At 62.1% G+C, this 26993-nt stretch carries 12 protein-coding genes, 4 tRNA genes and 1 pseudogene; 11 read left to right on the forward strand and 6 right to left on the reverse strand.

From position 1 onward, the window contains the following. Positions 1 to 1468 precede the first annotated feature (1468 nt). The 7 genes and pseudogenes from EHS19_RS00820 (at position 1469) to EHS19_RS00855 (ending at position 11142) form a co-directional block, all read left to right on the forward strand. Positions 1469 to 1541: transfer RNA gene (locus tag EHS19_RS00820), tRNA-Glu, on the forward strand. A gap of 24 nt (positions 1542 to 1565) precedes the next feature. Then, positions 1566 to 1640: transfer RNA gene (locus EHS19_RS00825), tRNA-Gln, on the forward strand. A gap of 193 nt (positions 1641 to 1833) precedes the next feature. Continuing rightward, complete coding sequence (locus tag EHS19_RS00830; protein ID WP_151915905.1) at positions 1834 to 2262, forward strand: (deoxy)nucleoside triphosphate pyrophosphohydrolase; 429 nt, start codon at positions 1834 to 1836, stop codon at positions 2260 to 2262. A gap of 298 nt (positions 2263 to 2560) precedes the next feature. Beyond that, a pseudogene (locus EHS19_RS00840) lies at positions 2561 to 5861 on the forward strand (DUF3427 domain-containing protein). 129 nt (positions 5862 to 5990) lie between these two features. Next, positions 5991 to 8960 (forward strand): FHA domain-containing protein, encoded by a 2970-nt coding sequence (locus EHS19_RS00845; protein ID WP_151915906.1) that lies wholly within the window; start codon positions 5991 to 5993, stop codon positions 8958 to 8960. 164 nt (positions 8961 to 9124) lie between these two features. Then, entirely contained in the window at positions 9125 to 10522 is a 1398-nt protein-coding gene (locus EHS19_RS00850) for a hemolysin family protein (RefSeq protein WP_241676992.1), read from the forward strand. Between the two features lie 140 nt (positions 10523 to 10662). After that, positions 10663 to 11142, forward strand: a complete 480-nt coding sequence (locus EHS19_RS00855; protein WP_151915907.1) for a Dps family protein — start codon at positions 10663 to 10665, stop codon at positions 11140 to 11142. A gap of 2078 nt (positions 11143 to 13220) precedes the next feature. Here the strand turns inward: EHS19_RS00855 and EHS19_RS00860 are convergent. The 4 genes from EHS19_RS00860 to EHS19_RS00875 form a co-directional block, all read right to left on the reverse strand. After that, complete coding sequence (locus EHS19_RS00860) at positions 13221 to 14006, reverse strand: SprT-like domain-containing protein (RefSeq protein WP_241677001.1); 786 nt, start codon at positions 14004 to 14006, stop codon at positions 13221 to 13223. A gap of 483 nt (positions 14007 to 14489) precedes the next feature. Then, positions 14490 to 16010, reverse strand: coding sequence for a PTS ascorbate transporter subunit IIC (locus tag EHS19_RS00865; protein WP_151915908.1), 1521 nt, complete (start codon positions 16008 to 16010; stop codon positions 14490 to 14492). A gap of 160 nt (positions 16011 to 16170) precedes the next feature. After that, positions 16171 to 16443: a PTS sugar transporter subunit IIB gene (locus tag EHS19_RS00870; RefSeq protein ID WP_151915909.1), complete on the reverse strand. Its 273-nt coding sequence runs from the start codon at positions 16441 to 16443 to the stop codon at positions 16171 to 16173. A 98-nt stretch (positions 16444 to 16541) separates the two neighbouring features. Then, positions 16542 to 16991, reverse strand: a complete 450-nt coding sequence (locus EHS19_RS00875; protein ID WP_151915910.1) for a PTS sugar transporter subunit IIA — start codon at positions 16989 to 16991, stop codon at positions 16542 to 16544. A gap of 330 nt (positions 16992 to 17321) precedes the next feature. Between EHS19_RS00875 and EHS19_RS00880 the strand changes: the two genes are divergently transcribed. Beyond that, the gene (locus tag EHS19_RS00880; RefSeq protein ID WP_151915911.1) at positions 17322 to 18404 is read left to right on the forward strand and encodes a LacI family DNA-binding transcriptional regulator; all 1083 of its coding nucleotides are present in this window, start codon (positions 17322 to 17324) and stop codon (positions 18402 to 18404) included. A gap of 46 nt (positions 18405 to 18450) precedes the next feature. On the opposite strand, the gene EHS19_RS00885 is transcribed toward EHS19_RS00880, so the two are convergent. Next, positions 18451 to 21165 (reverse strand): beta-N-acetylhexosaminidase, encoded by a 2715-nt coding sequence (locus EHS19_RS00885; protein WP_175578222.1) that lies wholly within the window; start codon positions 21163 to 21165, stop codon positions 18451 to 18453. Between the two features lie 296 nt (positions 21166 to 21461). Here EHS19_RS00885 and EHS19_RS00890 point away from each other — a divergent pair. Next, positions 21462 to 21535 (forward strand) — tRNA-Ile (locus EHS19_RS00890). A gap of 77 nt (positions 21536 to 21612) precedes the next feature. Beyond that, a tRNA-Ala gene (locus EHS19_RS00895) sits at positions 21613 to 21685 on the forward strand. Between the two features lie 841 nt (positions 21686 to 22526). Here the strand turns inward: EHS19_RS00895 and EHS19_RS00900 are convergent. Beyond that, a complete protein-coding gene (locus tag EHS19_RS00900) occupies positions 22527 to 22760 on the reverse strand; it encodes a hypothetical protein (protein ID WP_151915913.1) in 234 nt (77 codons plus the stop codon). On the opposite strand from EHS19_RS00900, the gene EHS19_RS11230 reads away from it, so the two are divergent. After that, positions 22723 to 26826 carry an immunoglobulin-like domain-containing protein gene (locus EHS19_RS11230; RefSeq protein WP_241676993.1) on the forward strand — a complete coding sequence of 1368 codons (4104 nt, stop codon included), beginning with the start codon at positions 22723 to 22725 and terminating at the stop codon, positions 26824 to 26826. The two genes, EHS19_RS00900 and EHS19_RS11230, sit on opposite strands and share 38 nt — an antisense overlap. Positions 26827 to 26993 lie beyond the last annotated feature (167 nt).

Genomic DNA, 26993 nt, shown 5'->3' on the forward strand with positions numbered 1-26993 from the left:
CGTAAGGATTTTTCGGAATCCTCCCCTTGAGTTCGTAGAATCTTTGCGCTAAGCCCGGCGCAAAGATTCTACGAAGTTCCCCTTCCTCCCCTTCTTCCCGAGAAATCCTTGCGCTAAAGCAGCCCCCCTCGCGCGTTCCTCTCTGGCGCCCCACCATCTACCCCGCGAAAACAGCAGAAGTCTTCGATTGTCGCACCGCGTGACAGACCGACTTGTCACGCGACGACGTTTTGGACGTTTTTCGCGTCGCGTGACACGAGCGAACATGCACGCTCAACCGAGCCGGCTCAAGAAACATTGGAATTCCGCCGTTTTGCGATCACATGGCTTAGCGATGGATGCGTGCAACTCGCCACATCCTGTCACGCGACGCAAAAAACGACGATTTCGATGCCGCGTGACAGATTGGCGTCAGCCCGACTTGCCACGCGACAGCGTTGTGCCTGGTTTTCGCGTCGCGTGACGCTCCACAGGTGATGCGCTAAAGCAACGCCCTCTCTCGTTCCTCTCTAGTGCCCCACCATTTACCCCACGAAAAAGCAGAAGTCTCCCATGATTGCGGAACCGTTGCCGTGAAGCAAACAGCAGAGCCGTTTGCAGGCAACGTGCGAGCCGACCGGCAAGCCAGCAGACCGCGCGCGCAGCCCGTCCGTAATTGCAGAACAAGCTGGCTGGGGGGGGAATCGCCCCTCGGAGCGGAAACCGACACGAGTCCGAAGGTCCTTCCGCATCCCATCCACAGCGCATCCCCCGCGCCACAGCGGACACAGCGAAGCGATCCGGCTCTTCCAAGCTCGACACGCCAGACTTTTAGACACATATCTTGCAGTTGTGTGTACCGCCCGGAGAAGCACACGACGACAAGGCCTCTAGGCAGGTCCCCACGATCGTTGCAATTCCGCCATTACGCGACATCGACGCGACGGCAGGAACCGCCTGTTCCCCAGCGACCGCCAGTCACCGGCACACACAACTGCAAGATACGGCGCAAAACAACCCGAATCCAGACGCCCGACCTAACCAAACACGGGCCAAACCGAACCACACTACTGTTCTGCGCCAACAGTTCTGCGCCAACAGTTCGTTGATGGCAATTTCGGCACCGCCTTCAGAACGTTGCCGCAAGCGAACGATGGTGCCGTTCGGAGGCAACGTCGCTCGACGACAGTCGAGCCAACAAACCACGCGCGCAGTGCGCCCGCAATTGCAGAACAAGCTGATCCGCAGAGCAAAGCTGAAAGGCATCCGATCCGTAAACGAATCACTGACGCATGACACAACTGGCGCACGACACCGGCGGATGCTTGAAGCGAGAGAACTGGCGGGAAGGCCGGTTCCGGAATTCGCACTGGGCGATCCCGCGAAACCCGGGAAACCGGTCACTAACGCAACACGCCGAGTTTGCGCGCTACGAGCCAAGCCGTTACACTCAAATCCTTGTCGCCATAGCGCGGCGATAATTCAATCCGCCCCCATCGTCTAGCGGTCTAGGACTACGCCCTCTCACGGCGCCAACACCGGTTCAAATCCGGTTGGGGGTACGAAGCACGCTAGTGCTCCTGAATTGGGATGTGGTGTAATTGGCAACACAGCTGATTCTGGTTCAGCCATTCTTGGTTCGAGTCCAGGCATCCCAGCCATTGCCCTCGCCTGCGCGAGGGTTTTTTGTTATTGCACGTCTGCGCCGAATCGAATTAAGTGTCAAGTAAGGGCTATAGGAACTACAGTGTGCTGCTGTGCGCAGCTGCTGCGTGGCTGCGAATCACGCGTAACCAAGCCCGCGCTCAAGATCCGCGCGCGCCCGCATGCGCTTGACTGTGTATCCTGGTTGGCATGACACAACACAAGATCATCAACGTCGTCGGCGCGGCCATCGTACGCGACGGCACCGTGCTGTGCGCGCAGCGAGGACCGGGAAAATCGCTTGCCGGATACTGGGAGTTCCCCGGCGGCAAGATCGAGCCGCATGAGACCGCGCGCGGGGCGCTTCACCGCGAAATCGAGGAGGAGCTGCTCTGCGAGGTCGAGGTGGCGCAGGAGGTGTGCACCAACGAATACGCCTATGATTTCGGCATCGTGCGGCTCACCACGTTCATCTGCCATCTGACCGGCGACGCTCCGCATCTGACCGAGCACGCCGAAATCCGATGGCTGCATCCGGCCGACATGCCCGCACTGGATTGGGCGCCGGTCGATCAGGCGGCGGTGGATCGCATCGCCAATCATCCTGAGCTGATTTCGCAGGAATCCACACAACGCTGACTGACTAGCTGGCCAACGCTGGCTGGTCAACGCCGCCGCAGAGCGCACACGCAGCGATCGGGGAACAAAGAATCGGGGGAACGAAGCCATGACATATGAAACCTCGGCCATCTTCGACTCGTCTCACCCGGACTCGCCGCGCCCGGACTCGCCTCACCGGGATGCATTTCGTCAGAATCCGGCGCTCAGCCAAATCAGCCAAATCAGCCAAATCAGCCAAGTCAGCCAAGTCAGCCAGCTCAGCCAGCTCAGCCAATACAATGGCGACGATGCGATCAGATCAGTGGTCGACGACGTCATGTCCGGACTGGTCGCAGCACGCAAGGACGCGTCCGGCGCATACGGTCCGACCCTGATCGCGAACCGCAACGGACTGACCATGCACGATGAGATCAGCGAAGCGATCGCAAACAGTGATTCCTTCGACATCTCGGTCGCATTCGTCACGACCGGTGCCATACAAAGTCTTCTGGAGGATTTCCGCAGTCACCGAGCGAACCAAGCGAACCGAGCGAACCAAGCACGCACAATCCAGTCAACCGACCCCAACCATCCCGATCATCCCAGACGCCCCAGCCGTCTGATCACCTCCACCAAAAGCCATTTCAACGATCCGCAGGCGTTCAGGGAGCTGCTGCATCTGCGCGACATCGCCGCAATCGACGTGCGCATCTGGGAGGGTTCCGAATCCTCCGCCGCGATGCCGGCCGGTCAGCCGTTCCACCCGAAAGGCTACATTTTCGCGCGCCACATGCGCGGCGGAACCCCCTACTACGACCTGTACGTAGGCAGCTCCAATCTGACCGACGCGGCCCTCAATTCGCAGCGGGAATGGAATCTGAAAGTCTCGTCCCTGGCCAACGGCGGAATCGTCCGGCAATTCCAGGAGGAAATCGATTCCCAAATCGCCGATTCCGTGCCGCTGACCGAGGAATGGATCGCGCAATACGAGGAGGATTTCAAACGATACGCACCCGCGCGCAAGGACATCCTCACATCGCTGTCCAATCGCGATATCCAGCCCAACGCCATGCAGAGAGAGGCTCTGGCGAATCTCAGGAGGCTGCGCGAACAGGGCGAGCATCGGGCCATCATCATTTCGGCAACCGGCACAGGCAAAACGTTCCTCTCCGCATTCGACGTGCGCGATTACCAGCCGAAACGCATGCTGTACATTGCGCAACAGCAGATGATTCTCGACAAGGCGAAGGAATCCTATCAAAGAATCCTCGGCTGCGACGAGTCGGAACTGGGCGTGTATTCAGGCACCAGCAAGCAGCAGGATCGGCGGTACGTGTTCGCGACCGCGCAGACGATGCGCCAGCCGGAAGTGCTGGCACAGTTCGCATCCGACGAATTCGACTACATTCTCGTCGACGAGGTGCACCACGCCGGCGCCGAAGGATACCAGCGCATCATCGATCATTTCAAGGATGCCGACTTCATGCTCGGCATGACCGCGACCCCTGAGCGAACCGACGGCATCAACATCTTTGAACTGTTCGGATACAACATCGCCTATGAGATTCGCCTGCAGAAGGCGCTGAGCGAAAACATGCTGTGCCCGTTCCACTACTACGGCGTCGCCGAGTATCTGGGAACGGATCGTCGGCTGACGATCAATCAGACGAACGCAGCCGCAGCCAACGCAGCCGCAGCCAGTGCTGCCAACGCTGCCAATCCGACCAATGCGACACGCGGCGCAACCGCCGAAGATCAACGACAGCTCAAGTATGAGATCAGCCAGCTTGCCAGCGAAGAGCGGGTGCGCTACATCATCGACAAGCTGCAGGAATACGGGCAATTCGGGCTGCCGGTCACCGGACTGGTCTTCTGCAGCCGGCAGGAGGAGGCGCACCGGCTCTCACAGCTGTTCAACCGGCAGTGGAACCAGCAGGCCGAGAGGCTGTACCGCACGGCTGCCGTGACCAGCAAGGACGCGGACGGCCGGCCGGTTTCGCAGAAGCAGCGCGACGACTATGCGCAAAGGTTGGAATGCGGCGAATTGGACTATCTCTTCACCGTCGATATGTTCAATGAAGGCGTCGATATTCCGGCGGTCAATCAGATCGTCATGCTGCGAAGCACGGAATCCAGCATCATATTCACGCAGCAGCTGGGCCGAGGTCTGCGCAAGTTCCCGCATAAGGACAGCGTCGTCGTCATTGATTTCATCGGCAATTACGCGAATAACTATCTGATTCCGGTGGCGTTGTACGGCAACACCGGCGACGGCGATTCCGCACGCAGAAACCTGCAGTGCAAATCCATCGGATTGTCGTCGATCAGCTTCGATCCCATCGCCAAGCAGCGCATTCTGAAATCTTTGGATGCCGCCGACTGGTCCGAAATGAAAAAGCTTGCGGAACAGTACCGGCAGGTCCGCTACGAACTCGGTCGCATCCCCATGCTGATGGACATCTATCGGCATGACGCATCGCTTCCCGTCACGCTGGCTTCCAAAAAGCAGAATTATCTGAATTTCGTGCGGTCGCGCGAGAAAAGCCTTGCTGCAGGGCGCGCGCAGAACCGGTCTGCGGCGGCAAACGGCAAGCGAAGCGAACCGAAGCCGTCCGGCGAAAGTCAGCAACCCAGCGAAAGCCGGCAGCACAGCGCAAGCCGGCTGCAAATCACCAGTGACACGCAGGATGCCATACTCAAAATGGCGACCGCGCTTCTGCTGCCCGGGCTGCGGCCGCACGAATTGGTTATCCTCGATCAGCTATGCCGGTTCGCGCTCGAACGAATCGAGGACGATGGCGGATCGCCTGTTGCATGGCGGCCGGCATCCGCGCTGGGTCGGGAATCGTTGCGGAATGCGATTCGATCGCGATTCGCGCAAGCCGATGTGTCGGACGCGCAATTTGATTCCGCAATTCGCGTATTGGATTATTCGTATTTCACCGAGGTGAATCGCAAACGCTTCGGTGGGTGCCCACTGATCGAGACGCAGCGCCTTGGCGACGGGAATACGCCGGTTTTACCGGCTCAACGCTGATTTTGCGAATATGCTCGCCTCGAATCGCACATTCCGCATCTTCTTCGCGGACACGCTGCGCACCGGCTTGGCCAATTGCGAAGACCTGTTCCAGGAGGCGCGCAACAGGAGGCTGACATTCGACCGCGCATTCCTGTACGAACGGAAATACTCGATGGCCGATGTCATGCGGCTGTGCGCATGGAACAAGGAGAACACACCGCAGAACGTCGGCGGATATCTGCTGGACAAGCCCACCGGGACCATGCCCATTTTCGTGAAATATGCCGCAAGCCAATATGAGGACGAATTCCTCAGTGCCCAGGAAATGCGGTATTTCAGCAAGAACGGGCGCACGCCGCAGTCACCGGAGTTCCAATGGCTGCGTTCCGGTGTGGATGACGATTGGGATCGGACGCATTTCGTTCCGCTGTTCGTCATGCGCAAGGCGGAAACCGACGAGAGCCGGTACTACTACGTCGGGCATGTCAGCGCGGTGGAGCATCCCCGGCTTACGGAGAAGCCGAACGCGCAGGGCGACGGCACGGTGAAGGTCACCTTGTCCACGTTGCGGCTGGCGCGGCCGATCGATCCGGAGCTGTACAGGCATCTGACCAGCTGAGACTGTGTCCGAGCTGAAGCTGCGTCCGAGGCACGTCGGGCGAGCCGTGTCCGTCCCGAGCGAGACGTATCCGCCGAACGACTATCATGGATAGGCATACGAGAGAAGATCGAGAAGAATCGACGAACCATGCCTCCAGCCCTGATAATCGCCATCAATGGCGTGCAGTATCCGGCCGATCCCACGCGGCCCATCACCATTGGACGCGCCCCCGACTGTGACATCGTCATCCGCGATCCGCATGTGTCGCATCATCATGCGCGCATCCAGTATTCGCAGCGCGGCTGGCTGCTGGAAGACACCAACAGCGCCAACGGTCTGACGCAGCGCGGCATCCGCGTGCCGTCGCTGCTCATCACCAGCAACACCAGCGTGCAGCTGTGCTCGACCACCGCGATCTCGTTCATCATCCAACAGACGCCGGCGGCACCGGCGATGCCGACGCCCGTTGCGGCAGCACCTGTCGCAGCGGCAGCACCCGTTGCGAAGGCGCCCATTTCGGCGGCACCAGCTGCGGCGACGGTGACGACTGCTGCGCCCGCAGCGCCCACAGCCCCAGCTACGCCCGCAACCCCAGCTACGCCCGCAGCCGGCACCATCGCGCCAGCCGTGGCGAGAGGCGCTGCCAGCATCCCGGTGCAGCTGCCGCAGACAGCACAGCCGACGCAGCCCACCCAACAGCTTCGGCAACCCGCCCAGCCGGTCCGACCGAAACAGCCCGCCCAACAGCTCCGGCAACCCGCCCAGCCGGTCCGACAGCCAGCACAGCCTGTTCAGACGGCACAACCCGCCCAGCTGGCACCTCGCAGCGCAGTGCCAGCGGCCGCTCCGATCATGCCGGCTGCCGCAGCAACCGCAACCCCGGCAACCCCGGCAACCGCAACACCAGCCGCTCCAATCACGCCAACCCCCGCAACCCCGGCTGAGCCGGAAGCAGCACCAGCCACCCCGTCCGACGGCACGTTCCTCACGGGCGGCGACACCGTGCTGCGCGCCAACATCGACCCGAAAACGCTGGAACAGCGCACCACGCACACCGTGCTCGGCACGTTCGATCCGCAAACCGCCAAAACCGGATTCATCGGTCGCGATTCGACCTGCGCGATTCGCGTGTCCGACGTGCTCGCGTCGCGCCGCCACTGCCGCGTCGACGCTACGCCGGACGGCATCATGCTCACCGATCTCAACTCGGTCAACGGCACCTATGTCAACAGCCGCCGCGTCGTCAAGGTGTGGCTCCAGGAAGGCGACGTCATCACCATCGGCAACACCGATCTGGAGGTGCGCGACGGCGTGCTGCAGGATCGCGCGCCGAGCGTCAGCTCCCAGGCGGTGATCGCGCAGGGCATCGGTCTGACCGTCGGCAAGGGCGGCAAACGCGTCAAACTGCTGCACGACGTGAACGCGGTCTTCGCCAAGGGCACGCTGACCGCGGTGATCGGCCCGTCGGGTGCCGGAAAATCAACGTTCACGACGATCACCGCCGGACTCAACTCACCCACCGAAGGGCATGTGTATTTCGATGGCTACGACGTGCATCGCAACATCGAACTGCTGCGTTCGCGTATCGGATTCGTGCCGCAGGACGACGTCGTGCATCGCAAACTCACCGTCGACGCGGCGCTCGAATACGCGGCAAAGCTGCGTCTGCCCGCATCCAGCAAACAGGAGCGGCAGGAGATCATCGACAACGTGCTCGGCGAGCTGGAACTGACCGAACGCCGCCACAATCGCATCGATCGGCTGTCCGGTGGCCAGCGCAAGCGCGTCTCCACGGCGATCGAGCTGCTCACCGGGCCGGAGCTGCTCGTGCTCGACGAGCCGACCTCCGGCCTCGATCCTTCGCTGGACCGCACCGTGATGGAGATGCTGCGCAAACTCGCCGACGCGGGCCGCGTGGTGCTGGTCGTCACGCATTCGCTGTCGTATATCCGCGATCTGTGCGACAACGTGCTCATGCTCGCGCCGGGCGGCTATCCGGCGTTCTTCGGCACGGTCCAGGAGCTGGACGCGGCGTTCGGCGGCAAGCCGTGGGCCGACATCTTCGATCAGGTGACCGCCGATCCTACGAAGGAGTATTCGATCGCCGACGTCCGCGAACGCACCCGAGAGGCGTGCGCGCTGCTGAAAAAGCAGGGGCACGGCGGCGTCGGCATTAGCGGCAGCGGTGGCGGCGCGAGCAGCGTCAGCGACGGCAGCGACGGCGGTATCGAAAACGGCGGCGGCGCGAGCGGCGGGCATGAGCGCCCGGCTCGCGCGCATCGCGTGCGGCAGACGTTCACGCTGATGCATCGTCAGCTGCATCTGGTGGCGGCCGACCCCGGGTTGCTGATCTTCCTGCTGTTGCTGCCGCTGCTGCTGGGGCTGCTCTCGCTGGTGGTGCCCGGCTCGCATGGCTTGGGGGAGCCTGATTTCAAGGATTCCGCGACCGAGCCGAGCCAGCTGCTCGCATTGATCATTCTCGGCGCCTGCTTCATGGGGTCGGCGCTGTCGGTGCGCGACATCGTTTCCGAACGGGCGATCTACGATCGCGAGCGGGCGGTCGGCCTGTCGCCCACCTCGTACACGCTGTCGAAGCTGCTGGTGCTGAGCTTGGAAACCGTGCTGCAGGCGGCGATTCTGGTGGCTGCGGTCGCGGTCGGCAAGCCGCATCCCGAGCATGGCATTCTCACGGATTCCGGCATTCCCGAGCTGGTGCTCATCGTGTGGCTGACCGCGTGGGCGAGCGCCATGCTGGGTGCGGTCGGTTCGGCGCTGGTCAGGTCGGGCGAGCAGACGATGCCGCTGCTGGTGGTGCTGGTGATGGCGCAGCTGGTGTTTTCCGGCGGCATGATTCCGGTGACTGATCGCGATGGGCTGGAGCAGGCGAGCATGATCTTCCCCGGTCGCTGGGGGTATTCGGCGGCCGCGTCGGATATCGATCTGAACGGGCTGTTGTATGGTCCGACGAAGGTGCCGACATATAAGAAGGATGATCTGTGGGCGCACACCACGGGTCAGTTCTGGTTTGACATCGGGATTCTTGCGGCGATGATCGTGCTGCTGACGATTGTGCTGCGCGTGTGCGTGAGCAACATGGTGTGCCGGCGGCGGCACTAGTGTGCTGTGCCGTGAGCATGCGGGTGGCGCGCATGGGTGGGTGCCGAGCGGGCATGGGCGGGTGCCGGGCATCGGTGGGTGCCGGGCATGGGTGCCGCAGACATGCGCGCCGCTGATGCCCGCGTCTTGGTCAAATGACGTGCCGCCCCTCTAAAGTGGGGGGCATGTCGCTTGGTTTGAACGTCCTTCTGATATTCATATTCCTTGTGCTCGGCTCGATCTTCTCGGGCACCGAGCTCGCGCTGGTGAGCCTTCGAGGCTCGCAGATCGATCAGATGGAACAGGAGGATGCTCGCGGCGCGCGCGTGGCGAAGATCGCCCGCGATCCGAACACGTTCCTGTCCACCGTGCAGATCGGCGTGACGCTGTGCGGCTTTCTGTCCGCATCGTTCGGCGAATCATCGATCTCTCCGTTCATCGTGCCCGTCGTGGAGGGCTGGGGTGTGCCGGCGCATATCGCGGCGCCGCTGACCACCATTTCGCTGACGCTGATCATCTCGTACTGCTCGATCGTGATCTCCGAGATGGTGCCGAAGCGCATCGCCATGCAGCGCACCGAGCAGATCGCGCGCGCGGTGGTGCCGGCGATCGACATCTTCGCGAAGGTGTGCCGTCCGATCATCTGGCTGATCGGCAAGAACACGAACGGCATCGTCCGTCTGCTCGGGTTCGATCCGAACGAAACCGAATCGGAGGTTTCGGACGACGAGCTGCGCGTGCTGGTGAACACGAACACGCGTCTGAGCAAGGATGAGCGCACGATTCTCGATGATGTGTTCGACGCTTCGGAGACGATTGTGGCCGAGGTGATGCGCCCGCGCGCCGACGTCGTGTTCCTCGACGGCTCGCAGTCGATCGCAGACGCGGCCGCCTATGTGCGCGAAATGCCGTATTCGCGCTATCCGGTCACCGGCAAGGATTTCGACGACGTGCTTGGTTTCGTGCATGTGCGCGACCTGCTGGATGTACGCGATCCGAATGCGAAGACCGTCGCCGACGTGACGCGCGAGGGCATTTCGCTGCCGGGTACGTCGAAGCTGCTGCCGTCGCTGGAACTGCTGCGCAAACGCGGCATCCATCTTGCGGTGGTCATCGACGAGTACGGCGGCACGGATGGCATTGTGACGCTGGAGGATATGACCGAGGAGCTGGTGGGCGATATTCGCGATGAATACGATCTGCCCGACGAGCCGGGCGGCGCGCGCAAGCAGCGGACCGCGTTCGTCAACGGTGTGGCGACCATCGACGGCGGCATGACCATCGAGGATTTCGATGATCTGACCGGCATCGAACTTGAGGACGGCCCGTACGAGACGGTCGCCGGATATTTCCTTGCGCACACGGGCAAAATGGGCGCAGTCGGCGATGTGCTGCATTCCGACGACGGGTATGACATGGTCGTTGCGAAGGTGGATGGACGTCGTATCGAAACCATTGAGGTGCGTCGTGCGGGAGCGCCCGATCATGCACCCGAGGGTTCCGTCGGCAACGCGGCTGGCAGCGCGGCTGACGACGCGGCCAACGGCGAGTCGGGCAGCGAGTCTGCCAAACCGCGCGGCTGACTGCGGTCCTGACTGCGCGCATGTCCGCGTGTCGGCGGGCCAGCGTGCATCGTAGAGTGGAGATACCCGATGCCCACAAGGCATCCAGACGGCCGAAGCGGCCATGACCGGCCAATTCGGTCCAATCGAAAGGAGTAGGCATGACGCTTGCATTCATTGTCCCGGGACTTGACGAAGCCGCATCCGAAAAGGCCATCGCCATTCTGCAGAACCGCCTCAGCCAGGAGCAGGAGGCCGCGCTGGTGCTCAAGCATGCGCACTGGAACGTAACCGGTCCGAACTTCATCGCTGTGCACGAGATGCTCGACCCGCAGGTCGAGGTCGTGCTTGCACAGGCCGACGAGACCGCCGAGCGCATCGCCACGTTGGGCGGCACGCCTGACGGCCGCGCGGACGCTATCGTGCGCAACCGCACGTGGAAGCCGTTCGACGTGGAGGGCCGCGCCGGCACCACCGCGTATCTTGAGGCGCTCATCGAGTACTACGACGCGTTCATCGCCGATGACCGCAAAGCCATCGCCGAGCTGGACGAGCTTGATGCGATCAGCTCCAACATCATTCAGGACCATGTGCAGGAGCTTGAGAAGTTTCAATGGTTCATGCGCTCTCACCTTGCGTGAGCGCATGCCTCAACAACGTTGATTGTTACACGTTTTTTCATCCCCGGTCACAGTGCGTACCCGCGCCGCGTGACCGGGGATGTTGCATTGTTGCGGCATCAACCAGTTTCTTGCCGACTGTTCCTTGCCTGTTCCTTGCCGACAGGGCGGGTTTCGGTCACAGGGAGCGCCCGCTCCCCGTGACCAAGCCCACGCCACGCCAGTGGGACGGAATGCGGAATGGGAGTTGTTTTGCGTTGCGTCCCACGAACCAGTGGGATGCAACGTGATTCGGGCCTGTTTTTGCGTTGCGTCCCGCGGAACAGTGGGATGCAACGCCGTGATGGGTCGATTCCGCACTGCGTCCCACGGCTGCGCCCGTGTCACAGCGTGCGTTCAGGGGGCTTTCAGGCGAAATCGTTGGAAAATGGCGGTTTGCAAGCGGCGTCTTCGTGGCGTGCCTGCTATGGGTCGGCACGCGAGTGGGACGCAACGCGATCCGGGTGTTGTTTTGCACTGCGTCCCACGCTCTCACGGACATCATTTGGGATGCAACGCAAAAACAAGCCAAAATCACGCTGCATCCCACCAACTGGCGGGTGACCTGTGGGACGCAACGCAACAAGGGCCCTCTATCGCGTTCCGTCCCACAAAAATTGGCGATTCTGTGGGATGCAACGCGCATAAGCCCCGCTTCTGCGTTCCATCCCACTCGCGCACCATCCCAGAGCAAACCAGCCACGAAAGCCTCACACCGAATCCGCCATTTTCCAACGATTCCATCCGAGAGTTCCCTGAACGCACCCTGTGACACCAGTACAACCGTGGGACGCAACGTGATTCGGGTGTTGTTTTGCGTTGCGTCCCACGAACCAGTAGGACGCAGTGTGACGTAGTCTGGTTTTTGTTCCGTGTTTCACCTCATTGATGGGATTACGTTTGATGGGGGGTGTGACCGATCATGCGACCGATCACATTGATGGTTTTGTCGGACGCTATTGATGATTCGGTGTTCTTTATGGTCGAAATCACAATTGGGGGCACGAAATGGACGCTGAGTCCGATCCCGGCGTCCATTTCGTACCCCCAATCTCGATATCGACCATTTGCGTCTGTCGTTTGCATCTGTCAGCGCCTGCCATTGCGCCCGACCGGGCCGACAGAAACACGCCCAACAAAACCACGCTCGACAGAACCGCACTCAACAGAACCATGCCCGACAGAACCGAACTGGACAGAGCCGCGCCCGGCAAAACCACGCCACACCCCCAGTAGCGCAAGTATTCCTCGGAATAAATGGCTATTTCGAGATTATCTTGCGCTGAGCCCCTTCGTTGCGCAAGAAATTCTCGAACTCAAGGTTCTTTCCGAGAAAACCTTGCGCTGGGAGCCTTGGCCGCACCTTGGTCGCGCATGTCTTTCTCGAGCTCAAGGATGATTTCGAGAAAACTGTGGGCTGCGCTTGTTGAGGGTGGTGTCTTGTCGAGGGCGGTTCTCATAGCGCATCTCATAGCGCAAGGATTTCTCGGGGAAAACGGCCATTTCGTAAAATCCTAGCGCTGGGACCGGGCTTAGCGCAAAGATTCTACGAACTCAACGCAAATCCCGAGAAATCCTTGCACCAATGGGGAGCCACATCGGCGACCAGCTCACTGTCAAGGGGAGTCAGAGAAATCCTTGCGCCAATGGGGCGCCAACGAAGACAGGCGAGAGAGCGAAAAAGCGGAAGAGAGAAAAAAGGGGAAAGGAGAAAAGAAGAGTGAAGGAAGGGAAGGAAGGGTAGAAGATAACAGAGAAGAGAAAGGGCGAAAGAGTCGTCGGCATTCCCCGCGCTTGGACGCCGCCGAGCGCAAGGATTCCACGGAAAGAGAGTGGCTTTTGTGGAATCCTCGCACCACCTGCACCTCTTCGGGCAAGGATTCCACGAGCCCGGCCGCCGGAATGGGGAAAGAAGCGGGAACGCCCCCTCGATGCTCTATAGCTAAGAGCTAAGAAAGACCACTAGTGCGGCATCACCAACTACGGTGCCGCCTCAACTACGGTGCCGCCAGCATCGTCACCGGCTACAGCACCGGCTACGCCACCAGCCACAGCACCAACTACAGCACCACCTGCCGGTTGAGTTCGCGTCGAAGCCGACGCCAGCCGGGCAGGTACGCGTCCATTCTGCGCTGGAATTCGATGCCGTGCCCGGCGGCCCACAGGTGGGTCATCTCATGCACAAGCACATATTCCAAAAAGCGCGGTTCCATCAGTCCCAACTGCAGATTGAGCCGGATGCGACCGGTTCGCGGTGTGCACGACCCCCAACGCGACGACATCAGCCGCAGCGTGACATGAGTGGGCGCGCGGCCGATCACCGGCGTCCACCGCTCCAGCAGCGCCGGCAATGCGGCATTGATCGCGGCCGCCGCCTGCGCCTTGCGCTCGGCGGTCCATATGGGTTCGGCTGCCACGCGCTGCGGCTGGGGCAGCTGCGGCTGCTGCCGAGTTGGCTGCGGTTGCGACGGCTGCAGCTGCGGCTGTGGCAGGTACGGCTGCGATAGCCCAGTTTGCTCGGACTGCGCACGTTGCCCGGACTGCGACGAATCCGCTGGCGCTAGCTGATGCAGGTACGCTGCACCCTCTTGCGATGATTCCGGCGTTGCCGACGTTGCCGATGCCGCCTGCAATGCGCTCAGCGACCGGTCGCGCGCTTCGATGACGCGCTGGCGTTGCCGGATGATCCAGTCGTATCGTTCCCGGGTGAATTCGGCGATGCGCTGATCGCTCATGCGCAGCGGCGCGGATATCTCGATATCGCCGTTCGGCGGTTTGATGCGCAGGTACATGTTGCGGATCGGCTTGCGCGTGATGCGCAGGACCAGCCCGTCCACCTCGCGCATGCTGACGCGCGCGGCGCAGTGGCGCGCATCCGCGTGCTGTGCGACGCGATCACCGGCCTGATTACTGGTGTGAATGCTGGTATGGCTACTGGTGTGATTCGCTATTCGGCGATTCGGCATACACCGCATTGTGGCATATCAAGTGGTCACGCGGCGCGCGATGCGGTCACAGGGAGCGGGCACACCCTGTGACCGACCCCGCGCCACGTGACCGCGCCCGCGCCGCGCAACTGCATAGTAATCGCATAGTGGCCACATGGCGACCGCATAACGCGCACCGAAACGTATTGGAAAACACCGAATCGCACAGCAAATCGCACAGCAAAAAACACATGGCGCGGAGTCGTCTTTCGACGAACATCCGCGCCATGTCAATCAGTCAGTGCGTTGCTAAACAGTGCGTTGCGGCGCCGCGTTACCAAGCGCCGCGCCACCAAGCGCATCACTGCAACCACCGCACCCGCAATGCAAACGCGCCGCGACTCACGCCTTGGCGGTGGCAGCCTTCTTGGCCGCGCGAGCAGCCTCCTTGGCGGCCTTCTCCTCGGCCTTCACCTGCTCGATGAACTCGGCGTGCTTGGCACCCGGAGTCCAGCCGGTGTTGACGACCTTGACCTGCCACACCCAGGCGGCGACGAACAGCACAACGGCGAAGATCAGCAGGCTGATCGCGCCGCCGACCGGACCAAGATGCGCCAGGTTGCCGGTGATCGTGCCGAACCAGCAGAAGTCGGCGTCACCGAACGTGGAGTTCGCCAGACCGAAGCTGCCCATCACGGTCATCAGCGCGGCCGGGAGGAACGTGATCAGCAGACCGTTGATGAACGAGCCGACGATCGCGCCGACACGGCCACCGGTAGCGTTGCCGAACACGCCGGCACCACCGCCATCGAAGAAGTGGGGCACCATGCCGGGCAGAATCAGCGCGACACCCCAGACCGGGCCGAGCCACACGGCTATGATCGCCAGAGCGACCAGACCGCCGACGAACGAGCCGAGGAAGCCGATCAGCGAGGCGTTCGCGCCATACGGGAACACGATCGGGATGTCCAGAGCCGGCTTGGCACCCGGCACGACCTTGTTGGCGATGCCCTGGAAGGCGGGGACGAGCTCACCGAGGATGATACGCACACCGTAGAGGATGATGCTCACGCCGATGCCGAACTGCAGAGCCTGCGCGAACGCGGCCATGAAGAACGAGCCGTAGTTATCCGGGTTGGACGGGAAGATCTTGAACAGCGTCTCGACCGGCAGCACGATCGCGGCCCACACCGAGAACACCAGGTACAGCACGACCATGAGCAACGTGGTGGACACCATCGAATCACGCAGGAAGCTCAGGCCCTTCGGGAAGTTGATGTCCTCAGTCGACTTCGACTTCTTGCCGACCGCGGCACCAACCGCACCGGAGACGATGTAGCCGAGCGAGTTGAAGTGGCCGATCGACAGCTTGTCGCTGTTGGTCACTCGATTCATGAACGGCTGCGCGAACGCCGGCATGACGACCATGATCACGCCCATCAGGATGGCGCCGATGATGACAATCAGCAGCTGGTGGTCAGTGCCGAAGCCCACGGACAGCACGACGGCGAGCATCGTGGACATGAACACCATGTGGTGGCCGGTCAGGAAGATGTACTTCAGCGGCGTGAAACGCGCCAGCAGCAGCATCACGATGAAGCTGAGCACGATGATGTAGGCGGACGATGCGCCATACTGGCTGGATGCCTGCGCGGTGATGACCTCGTTGGTCGGCACCACGCCGTGCGCGCCCGTCGACTTGAGCACCAGATCACCGAACGGTGCCAGCGCCGAGGTGACGACCGTGGCGCCCGCGCCCAGAATCAGGTAGCCCATGGCGGCCTTGAGACCGCCGGAGATGACCTGCCCGGCGCTGCGCTTGAGCGCGATCAGACCGATAGCGGCGATGATGCCGATCAGGTATGCGGGAACGTTGAGAATTTCCTGGCTGATGAAGTTCAGCACTTGAACGACGACGTTCATGATTCCCTTCCTTGTCTATCTTATTGGTTGTTGGCTTTGTTGTCTTGTTGGTTGTTGGTGACTTCGTTGCTGGCTTCGTTGCCGGCTTGTGTTGGCTGGCTTCGACTTGCCGCCTCGGCCCGCCTGCCATTCCGGCGTCGGCTCAGTCGGCTCAGTCGGCTCAGTCAGCGTACTTTTCGAGAACTTCCTTGATCTCGTCGGTGTCCATGAAGTTGGAAATGATCTCCACGGGCGTGGTGGTGCCTTCCAGCTCGGGCGCGAGCTCGGCGGAGGTGAGCACCAGATCGTTCATGTTGGCGGTGCCCTTGGCGCTGCCGGCATCGGATGTGGTGACGTTCACGTCGATGCCGAGGTCGGCTGCGACCGACTCGACGTTGACCTTGAGCAGCACGGACGTGCCGATGCCATTGCCGCACACGCACAGAATATTCATGATTCCTCTTTTCTCTGGTTGGTTTGGTGTGGGATTGGGTATGTGATTGTGATCCGGGGTTGCGATCCGCAGAATCGCAATGATCCGGGATGCTGCGACTATCGTTTGAGGATGTCGCGGATGGCCTCCGGCGTGGCCGCCGAGGCCAGTTCGGCGGTCTTCTTGGGGTTGACGAGCGCGCCAGCGATCGCGGACATCACGCCGATATGCTCGTTTTCGTCACGCCCGGCGAGTCCGATCACCAGCGATACCGGATCGTTCTTCTTGCTGCCGAATTCGACCGGCGCGGACAGACGCACCCAGCTCAATCCGGTCTTGAGCACGGCATCGGACGGACGCGAGTGCGCGAGGGCCAGTCCGGGGGCGATGACGATGTACGGGCCCATCTTTTCGACGGTCTCGATCATCTGATCCGTGTACGCGGGAGTGGTGAACCCGCCTGCGACCAGACCCTCGCCGGCCAGACGGATGGCGTCCTTCCAATCGGAGGCAGGCACGTCAAGCAAAAACGCTTCATCGGGAAGAAACCCGTCAATGTCAGCAGCCATGCTACATCTCGCTTTCATCTCGCTCCGCCCATCACTGGACGGGGTGAACCCGGTGTCATTGCCGGGCAATCCGTTTCTGTCACGCAACATAGTACACCCACTCAGCGTATGAAACAAGCTGAGAAATCGATTTCCCAAAAAACGCGTGTCCGTGGTATGACATAATCAGATGTTCACGGAAGATGGTGATGGAATAACGGAATTTCAGCATCCGACATGAACCGGAAATCAAGCCGACTATGCTGAGATGGTAGCGGAAAGGCGGCCGCGATGCCGCGGCGGCGCTCAGCAGCAGCCGACGACGAACCAGACCAGCGGAAGGCGGCGCACATGAGCTCGACAAGTTCCATCACCGATGTCGCGGTGCTTGCGAAAGTGTCGAAAGCAACCGTGTCACGCGTGCTTTCCGGCCGGCGAGCCAAGGATGACGACATCGCGCGCCGCGTCAAGGACGCCGCCGACCAGCTCAACTATCAGATGAACGCGGCGGCGAGCGCACTGCGCAGCAACACCACCACGACCATCGGACTGATCGCAGCGGACCCGACCGACGCGTTCACCGCGCACATGCTCGCCGAACTGGAGCCGATGGTCAACGATGATGGCCGCCAGCTGCTGATCGGCATCGGAGCGGATGCGCAGACGCAGGCGGATCGCATCGAGGCGATGCTAGGACGGCAGGTCGACGGGATCGCGGTCATACCGCCGAAGCACAACAGCGAATTGCCGGATCTGGACCGCTACGTGGGCAGAGTCCCCCTTGTACAGATAGGCGGCCCGACCGGGGCGTTGCATGTCAATTGGGTCGGCGTTGACGAAACCGCCACCATCAAGCTCATGCTCGCGCATATGGCCGCGCACAACGCGCGCTCGATCGCCTTCCTCAGCGGCGACATCGATACGGATGCCGCGGCGCAGCGTTTCGGCACGTTCCAGCCCAGCATCAGCACGCTGGGATTGATGACGCAGCCCGGCTGGACGACCGTGGGGGATACGACCATCGCGCGCGGATATGCGGACGCGATGCGGCTCTTCGCCGCGCCGGGCGGTGGGTCTTCTTCGCGACGAAGCGAGCGCGACACGCCCGAAGGGGTGATCTGCGCGACCGACGATGTGGCGATCGGGGTGCTGATGGCGCTGAATCAGCTGTCCGTTGGTGTGCCGGACGAGGTGAAGGTGGCCGGAAGCGGCGATGCACCAATCTGCGCTGCGGCCAAGCCGTCGCTCACCTCGACCCGGCCGCCATATCATCTCATCGCACGCGAGACGATGCGACTGCTCAATGCGAGCAGCGGCAAGCAGCACTGGCTGCCAGCCCATGTGGCGTTCCCGCAGCAGCTTGTGCAGCGGGATTCGACGAGCAGCCCGCGATTGGGGTCCAGCAACATGACGTCCGAGGAGGATGAGGAGTAGCGCGCAGGCGGAGGCGCGAACACGCGGGTACTTGAGCGGTACTCCGTCACGCGGCGCGCAGTGCGTCGGCGATGCGCCAGATGATCGAGGCGATGCGATTGAGTTCGGATTCGGCACTGACCGTACGCCACTGATCGGCATAGGACTCGAACCAGCATTCCAGCCCGCGCGCCACGCGGCAGCCATCGCCCACAGCCGCTCCAGCGGCCGCCCCGGCGACGCCGGTCAGTCCCGTTCCGGTCAGTCCGGCATGCCGCAATGTCGCCGCACCGACGAATCCCTCGCGCGCGGCAAGCACCAAACCGGCCAAGTTGAACCAGCGCTGTCCTTCGAGCGCGATCAGCATGGCCGAAACGTCGTCGCCGGCACGCCCCAGCCGGGATGCGCGCGCGGCGGCGACTCCCAGCCGCAACGCATCCAGCTCCAGCGCCTTGTTCGCCTCCGCGCCACGGCGAATATGGGGAGCGAGACCTTCGAGAATCACGCGACGAGCCTGATCCGGGCTGGTTGCGGCGCAGATGCGCGCATCCCATTCGGCCGCGTACCGCCCGTCGAATCCATGCACGCCGAAATGAATCGCCGAGGCGGCATCGCGATTGAACCGGCCGGAATCCGCGCCCGCATTCGCGCCGGCGGCGACCCGCCCGCCCTCATCGACTTCGCAATACCAGACCATGTCGTCGAAACCGAACGCGACCCGGCACGAAGCGTCGCGCAGCGCGGCCAGCAGTTCGCCGGAGCGGTCGCCGTACTCGACGGCCGCAATGCGACGGTTCATCTCGATGATCGCGGCGGTCGGCGCACCAGGCTGGTCAGCCGGTGCGCCCGCCGCCTGATCAGCCGATCCGCCGGTATAGTCGTCGCCCTCCGAACTGGAGGGATTCGTCGCGCCGTCGCCGGCAGCGTCAGCAACAGTGTCGTCAGCGCTGTTGGCAGCCGCAGTAGCACTGACAGCGGCCTCAGCGACGGCCACATCAGCGGCCACATCAGAAGCAGCAACCACAGCCGCATCAGCGACACCGGCAACGCCCCCGACCTCGGCCAGCGGATTCCACGCGCACTGCGCGCCGTACGCCATCCCGGCAACGGCCATGCGCGGATCATTGACGTGCCCGTAGTCGCCCCAATCGGTCACCAGATAGCCGACCGCGCCGTAGCGCATGCCGTAGCGGGCAAGTCGCGAAATGTTGTTCCATGCATCGTCAAGCCGCGGCAGCAGCGCGTTCCAGCACCACACCGCCGAGCACACATACTGCGCCGCGCCCGACTCGGCCACCAGCCGCACCTTGTCGTCGCCGATCGAGGGAGCGTACAGCCAGTTGAGCAGAATCACGTCCTTCGGCAGCATTCCAAGGATTTCCGGGAGTTCGACGGCGATGTCACCCCAGAACATCGGCTCGTAGCCTTTGTCGGATAGGTGGCGACACAGCGCGCTCACGTAGTCGGCGTACAGGTTCGCCACGCCGCGACGGTCGGCTTCGGCGCGCGACCGCCCCTTGCCCAGATCGAACGTCTCGTCGCCGCAGATGTTGAATTTGCGGGAGCGGAACAGTTGCAGATACGAGTCGATCAGCCGCAGCGAGAACGCGAGCGAATCGGGCGCGGTCACGTTGAGCGTGTGGTGGCGCATCCGCTCGATGAGGCTGTACGTGCGATCGGCTTGTTCGGGGAATTCGCCCAGCGCACGCAGTTCGCGGGTGCGCAGCGCCATGTAGTGGTGTCCGAATGTCGAGACGGAGGGCACGAGTTCGATACCGCGCTCGGCGCAGTATTCGTCGAATGCGATGATGTCGGCCGGCTTGAGCGGACTGGTGCCGCGCCACGTCTCGCTCAGCCCGTCGAACAGGAACGTGTGCTCGAAGTACAGCTGCAGCTGGTTGTACTTGTACAGGCACAGCTCATCGGCCCAGCGTTTGAGCCATGCGAGCGTGGGCACGCGGCCGCGCGTCGCGTCAAGATAGTAGCCGCGCGTCGCGTAGGCGGGCTTGTCCTGGATGGTCAGCTGCGGCAGGGCGGGCGCGCATTGGCGGATGATCTGGCGCAGCGTCTGCACGCCGTTGCGCACGCCGGCAGTGTCGCCGCCGACGATGTCGATGCCGGTCGGGGCGATCGTCAGGCGGTATTCCTGCGGGGCGAGCGGCGCGGGATCTGTCGTGGATGCGGAATCAGCAACAGCGGAATCAGCCGCGTCAGCAGGATCAGCGGAATCAGCGATGGACAGCCGAATGAACGCATGCCAGCGCGCGTGCGCGTACGCCGTTCCCGCAGCCTCGCCGGTCGCGCCGGCAGCACCGGTCGCTTCAGACGGGATGCCAGCATCAGCTGGGATGCCAAGCGTATCCGGCAATGCCGCGACGGCAGCAGCGTCGGCGGAAACAGCGTTGGCGGAAACAGCGTCAGTTGTGTGCGGATGCGGCGAAGCGGACGCCGCAACGGACGCAGCGGAGCGATCATTCTTCGCGATATCCCAACGCAACCCGGTGACGGCGGCGATGTCGTCGGCCAGCTGCGTAGGCAGGATCGCCGCGTTGTCGTCGATATCGCGGCTTTCCGCGATGCGGCCGACCGCCGGCAGCGCGACGGGCGCAGCATCGGCGGCGATGCGGACGGACTGAGGCTGGGGGATGAGATCGAAGGAGGGAATCTCGCGGCGGTTGGTTCGGTATTGGCCGGATTGGATTTGGGTGGGACTGACTTGGGTGGGTTGGATTTGGGTGGAATTATCTTCGGCTTGCTGGTACTGACTGGGCTGGTACTGCATCGTATCCCCTTTCTGATGGGCGACTGACGGCTGGCGCGTGTGCGCGATGCTGTGCGATGTCGCCCGGCATTGCGCGTTCGGCGCCGACCTGCGACGCTGATCGATGTCACCGGTTCCAGCGTAGACCGTTTGGGTGTCTTTCCGCATCTTTCCGCATCTCGCCGCGCGATGCGTGTCGTGACACACGGTGCGATACGTGTTGCAACATGAGCACGACACAGGCACGACACGCCGAATGGACAAACAGATGATGAGTGCTATTATTTCCTCTTGTGCGCTTTTGAAGTGCATGGATCGGGCCCGTAGCTCAGGTGGTTAGAGCGCATCCCTGATAAGGATGAGGTCGGAGGTTCAAGTCCTCCCGGGCCCACGGAAAAACTGGCGGCCACTTGTGAGCCGCTATTTTTTTCAACAGAGATCACATCGATATGATCGATGTGCTCGATTGGGGCTATAGCGCAGCTGGTAGCGCATCTGCTTTGCAAGCAGAGGGTCGCCGGTTCGAACCCGGCTAGCTCCACTTGCAAAACCCTTGGAATTGCAACGATTCCAAGGGTTTTTTATATAGGCGTTTTCCGCTTGTTTTCATCTCAATACAACCAAAATCGACAGGGCTAAGGATGCACGGGGGATGCAAGGCTATCCAGCATCCTTAGCCCCGCGACACGCCGGAGGCGCATACACGTCACATTTGCCGCGGCCCTCTAAGCTTCTCTGAATCCTCTGAATCCTCTGAATCCTCTGGCCTGAATCTTCTGAATCCTCTAGACCCTCTAGACCCTCTGAATCCTCTGGAAGCGCAAGAAAATCTCGAAGAAAACCGGCATTTCGAGAATATCTTGCGCTAACCCCCCGCTTAGCGCAAGAATTTCTCGGGATTTACCTTGAGTTCGAGAAAAGCATGCGCTGAAAGAGGGGCCAGCGCAAGAAAATCTCGAAATGGCCGTTCATTCCGAGAAAAACTTGCGCTGGAACAAGATAATCTCGAGTGTGTAGTCCGTGCGGATAGTTGACGCACTCGGGTCATGATTGACGCATGTCTCGGGACATGGCTGACACCCGCGAGTCCAGACACGTATGGGCACGGGAGTAAGCTGGAATGTCAGCGTCGGTACGATCACGTCGAAGTGAGCGCACCGCAACAGCAATACGGCAACCACGCCAACCACGGCAACCACAACGCAGACAGCACTCAACGCAGAGAGAGAACGGCATATGGGTACCAATAACGCAGCTGGACGGCAGAGTCGCATGCAGCATTCACCACGTCAATCGGCAACACAGCAACCACAGCAATCAGCGAATCGACATAAGGACCATGCAATGCACGCAGCGAATACAGCACAAACGACACGCGCGCATCACGCATTGACGCAAGCCGTCGCAACAACAACCGCAACATCAACCACATCAGCCACAGCCGTATCATCAACACCAGCGGCAACGGGCAGCCCAAACCATAGCCAAATCCACAACTCAGCCCACAGCCACCACACCAGCAGCCCAATCCACAGGCGCATCCGTCGCGTCGCGCTGGGAATCGTCACGGCAGCGGCGATGCTGTTCACGCCGGCGATCGCAACGGCGAACACCACGCCGACGATCCCATCGGGAACCGCAGCGGCCAACGTGCTCGCACCCGCAGCAGATCCGACCGATCACCTGATCGGCGCATGGGATTTCGACAACGTCAAGCCCGGCGATCGCAGCATCCCCAACTCAGCCGGCAGCAAGAACGCAACCGCGCAACTCAACGGGGATGGCGTATCCATCATCGCAAACAGCACGCCAACCGACGGCACCTCAGCCAACACAGCAACCTCAGCAACCACAACAACCCAGCAGTTCGGCAACGTGCTGCATTTCGGCGCGGACGCATCCAGCTACATGAGCGTCGCCCAATATGTGAACACAGGCGCGGGCAACACGTCTTTCGCCATGTGGTACCGCTACGACGAATCGCTCGAAACCAGCGCCGAAAAGAGCGCCTCCACCGTGCTGCTCCAGCAAAGCGGCTCCGGCCGATCGCTGCTCACTCTGCGCCCCACCAACCAGTACCACACCTACGTCAACGCGAAGGACGTGCTCAGCACAGGCACCGTCACGCGCGGCGACTGGCAGCACGTGATCATCACGTTCGATCAGACCGCCCGCAAAGCCAAGTTCTACATCAACGGCATCCTTGACAGCGAACAGGACATGGGCACCGCCGCAGTCAACCAGATCACCGACCTGCTGATCGGCACGCACAAGCAGATCGGCAACACAAACCCGCATTCGATGCGCGGCGATGTGGACGACATCCGCGTATACGACACCGTGCTGAACGACGCCGAAGCCAAAGCGGTCTACGCGCGTCAGGGCGTGGCGGTCGTGCGCGGGCAGCTCGACGAACTGGTCGATCAGGCCGACGACATCCTCGCCAAGGGCGAGCTCGGCAGCGACACCGATGCGGCAAAGCAGCTTGCCGCCGCACGCGATGCCGCGCAGCAGGTGCTCAGCGAAACCGGCGGCAGCAACAGCGACGGCGGCACCAGCACCGGCGGCGAAACCGGCACCACCAACGCCAGCACCGCCACCAGCACCGGCACCACCGCCCAACTCGAAGCCCTCGCCAATGCCGCGACCAGGCTGAAAGCCGCCATCGCCGCATACAACGCGCAGGTGCCGATCACCATCACCGCCGACACCGCGAACGTGGAACGCACGATCGGCAGCAAGTCGATCTTCGGCATCAACCATCGCTACGCATTCAACGGCTACGGCACATTCGACCCCGACTCGATGAGCATGAAGCAGGACTTCACCGACCTGTACAAGAAGGTCGGCTTCGGTTCGATCCGCTATCCGGGCGGCACGATCTCCAACCTGTTCAATTGGAAGACGACGCTCGGTCCGCGAGCGCAGCGGCTCAAGCAGATCCACGGCTTCTACAACAATCCCGGGCAGGGCGGCATCGAGCCGAACTTCGGCATCGGCGAGATCGCCACGTTCGCCGATCAGGTGGATTCCGAAATCGTGTACGTGTACAGCCTGGGCCGCGGCAACGCGCAGGATGCCGCCGATCTGGTGGAGTATCTCAACGCGAAGGTCGGCACGAATCCGAACGGCGGCGTCGACTGGGCGAAGATTCGCGCCGACAACGGCCATCCCGAACCGTACAATGTGCGCTATTTCGAGATCGGCAACGAGATGCAGCAGGCGTGGGCCGGTTCGGATGGCACCGCTTCGCAGGGATACTGGACGACGTCGGTCGAGGGCGGCAGCGAGAAGGCGTATACGGAGGGCGGTACGGCAACGTTCACCAAGCAGTACGCGGTCGCGCTGGAGGATTGGAACAAGACGGCTTCTGCGGCTGACGGCAAGGCGGGGTTGGTTCGCTACATGCGGTATGCGAACGTGAATCCGAAGATGCTCGCCGGCGGCGATGGCAGTGATTCCGGCAATTCCAGCGATTCCGGCGGCGCTGATCGGCTGGTTGACGATCCGTCGTTCGTCGCGGTCAACCGAGACGGCATCGCCGTGTACGTCGGCACCGATGCGGCGAACGAGCAGTGGCGAATCGTCGATGATCTCGCGACCGCCGGCCCGAGCGACAAGGTGGTCGAGATCGACTATGCGACCGGTGCGATTCGGTTCGGCGACGGCACGCATGGCGCGATTCCGGCCAAAGGACAGCAGATCTACGTGAGCTACAGCGTCAAGCGCGACGGGTTCATCGACGTGTCGAAGGCGATCAAGCGCACGACCGACGCGATCAACGCAGCCGAGGGGCTGGGCGGCGCGGCGGGCAGCGGCGCAGATAGCAGCGGCGCGGTTGGCGGCGCGGCGGGCAACGGCAGTGCAGCCGGCACCGACGCAGCAGCAACCGATGCAGCCAACACCGCCACCGCAGCCGACACCGCCACCGGCACCACAACCACAACCACAGCCGCAACCGCGCACGAGGCGCACGTGTACAGCAGCTACCAATCCGAGGGATTCATCAGCCGCATGACCGCGCTCGGCGCAAACGAGTGGTACGACGGTCTGACGATCCACCCGTATTCGGGCACGCCGTCCGGCTCGACCACCGACGCATGGTACGACGACGCGATGAAGAAGGCCGAAAACGTCGGCATAGCGGAAGTGCGCAAATACGTTGATCTGATGCCGAAGGGCAAGGTGCCGGTAATCAGCGAATACGGCATTTTCCGCGATACGAACACGCTGGTTCGCTCGCAATCGCACGCGCTGTACATCGCGAAGGTGGCGCTCGAATACGTGCGGCTCGGCAGCCCGTACATTCAGAAGCACTGTCTGGTCGACTGGTACAGCAGCGGCGCCGATTCGCTCGGACCGACCCAGCAGGCGGTGATTCAGGCCGTGCCGCAGGCTGGTGCCAGCACGACGACCGGCGAGGGCGATTTCGGATTCTTCCTCACGCCGAGCGCCTACGTGCTGCAGATGCTCAACGACGGCTTCGGCGATTCCGTGCTCGCAACCTCGCTGAGCAGCACGCCGACGCTCGGCAACGGGGTGGCGGCTCTGTCGGCGTTGGCTTCGGCGGATGCCGCTGGTTCTGATGCTGGCGTTGGTACGGCGGATTCGGGCGCGACCGAGTCGGCTGGCGCGCTGCATGTTGCGGTCACGAATGTGGACCGCACGACGGCGCGTACCGTTCGCCTTGATTTCGGACAGGATCTCACCGGTCGGACCGCGACGATCACGACATTGGACGCGGCGATCGATGCGGAGAACACGCTTGACAAGCCGGATACCGTGGTGCCAGCAACGCAGTCGGTCACGTTTGACGCGGCCAAACCGCTGGTGACGATTCCCGCGCATTCGTTCACAACTGTCACGATCCAGCCGAAGAAGGATGACGGCGGTTCCGGTGGAGACGGAGGTGATGGCGGCGAGGGAGGCCAGGGGATCAAGCCCAGCGTGATCAATGCGATTCCGGTGATCACCGCCGAAGACGTGACGCTGACGGTCGGCGATTCGTTCAACCCGCTCGATGCCGCCAAGGTTGACGATCGGGAGGACGGATCGATCACACTGACCGCGTCTCACGTTTTCGCCAACGATGTGGACACCAGCAAGGCCGGCACATACCACGTGACCTATCGGGTCTCCGACAGCAAGGGTGCAACAGCCACGAAGACCATCACCGTGACCGTCAAGGCGAAGTCCGATGGCGGCGACGGGGATAATGGCGGCAACGGCGGCGGATCTGGGGACAACGGGTCCGGAGGCAACGGAAACGGTGGAAACGGAAACGGTGGAAACGGGAACGGCAACAACAATGGGAGCGGGTCCAACGGCAATAACGGGAACGGCAATAACGGTTCCGGAGGAAACGGGTCCGGCGACGGCAATAATGGCGGGTCCGGAAACGGATCTGGCGATGCCGGGAACAACGGGAACAATAATGGCGATGCCGGCAACGGCGGCAACGGGAGCGATACCGGCAACGACAATGGGGCCGGCAATACCGGCAACGGCAGTGATACCGGTGGGGCCGGAAACGATCAGAACCGCCACCCCGGAATCAACCCCGGAAACCTGCCGAATACCGGCGCGACCACGCTGACCGCGTTCGCCACCGCATTCGCACTGACGTGCGTCGGTGCCGCCGCATTGGCTGTGGTTCGTCTCCGCAAGAGGCATGCCCGCTGACGCATAAGGCCCGATCACCCGGCCCGTTGCATCGGCGTTCGCGGTAACGGTCACGGATTGCTCGGAGTTCCGAGGGCGGTCGTTGAGGATTCTTGATGATTCTCAGCGTCACAGGGAGCGGGGTCGGTCACAGGGAGCGGGCGCTCCCTGTGACCAGGGTGCCAAAA

It is taken from the genome of Bifidobacterium jacchi (assembly GCF_009078285.1).
GTDB classification, from domain to species: domain Bacteria; phylum Actinomycetota; class Actinomycetes; order Actinomycetales; family Bifidobacteriaceae; genus Bifidobacterium; species Bifidobacterium jacchi.

Bases quoted from the DNA above. Each gene is read 5' to 3' on its own strand.
- EHS19_RS00860 (WP_241677001.1), bottom strand. From the start codon at position 14,006: ATGCGCGAGGTGGACGGGCTGGTCCTGCGCATCACGCGCAAGCCGATC.
- EHS19_RS00855 (WP_151915907.1), top strand. From the start codon at position 10,663: ATGACGCTTGCATTCATTGTCCCGGGACTTGACGAAGCCGCATCCGAA.
- EHS19_RS00880 (WP_151915911.1), top strand. From the start codon at position 17,322: ATGAGCTCGACAAGTTCCATCACCGATGTCGCGGTGCTTGCGAAAGTG.
- EHS19_RS00875 (WP_151915910.1), bottom strand. From the start codon at position 16,991: ATGGCTGCTGACATTGACGGGTTTCTTCCCGATGAAGCGTTTTTGCTT.
- EHS19_RS00850 (WP_241676992.1), top strand. From the start codon at position 9,125: ATGTCGCTTGGTTTGAACGTCCTTCTGATATTCATATTCCTTGTGCTC.
- EHS19_RS00865 (WP_151915908.1), bottom strand. From the start codon at position 16,010: ATGAACGTCGTCGTTCAAGTGCTGAACTTCATCAGCCAGGAAATTCTC.
- EHS19_RS11230 (WP_241676993.1), top strand. From the start codon at position 22,723: ATGCTGTTCACGCCGGCGATCGCAACGGCGAACACCACGCCGACGATC.
- EHS19_RS00885 (WP_175578222.1), bottom strand. From the start codon at position 21,165: ATGCAGTACCAGCCCAGTCAGTACCAGCAAGCCGAAGATAATTCCACC.
- EHS19_RS00830 (WP_151915905.1), top strand. From the start codon at position 1,834: ATGACACAACACAAGATCATCAACGTCGTCGGCGCGGCCATCGTACGC.
- EHS19_RS00870 (WP_151915909.1), bottom strand. From the start codon at position 16,443: ATGAATATTCTGTGCGTGTGCGGCAATGGCATCGGCACGTCCGTGCTG.
- EHS19_RS00845 (WP_151915906.1), top strand. From the start codon at position 5,991: ATGCCTCCAGCCCTGATAATCGCCATCAATGGCGTGCAGTATCCGGCC.